Source organism: Corynebacterium sp. MSK041 (genome assembly GCF_030232265.1).
GTDB lineage: Bacteria > Actinomycetota > Actinomycetes > Mycobacteriales > Mycobacteriaceae > Corynebacterium.
Window position 1 is genome coordinate 1 of sequence record NZ_JASPJK010000067.1, and the last position, 321, is coordinate 321.

General features: G+C 59.2%; 1 protein-coding gene. It reads left to right on the plus strand.

Annotation, left to right across the window (positions count from 1 at the left end):
• Window positions 1–321: hypothetical protein (locus QP968_RS11215; RefSeq protein ID WP_284856471.1), on the plus strand; the 321-nt coding region annotated here is incomplete at both ends.

Below are 321 nucleotides of genomic sequence, written 5' to 3' on the forward strand. Positions count from 1 at the left end.
AGTGGCACGCTCGACGAAGAAGTCCTTGGATCAGCTTGCCTACATCGAATCATGTCTTGCCGGGATCACCGACCCCGGCAAGAAATGGGAGTTACGCCTGGCGTTGCTGTCGGTTCCAGGCAATTATGAGACGTTGCAGCGTCGGGCGAAGGACATCGTCCCCGAAGTGGACACGCCTGCTCCGGAGCCAACAATCCGGTTTGGTCGCTCGCGTAAAGCATCCCGCCCTATGAACGTCATGGGCCCAGAACACGACATGGCAGCCATCGAGTACGCGCTACGCCAAAAAGTCACCGGTGATGGGCCTGCCGGGCCACAGAT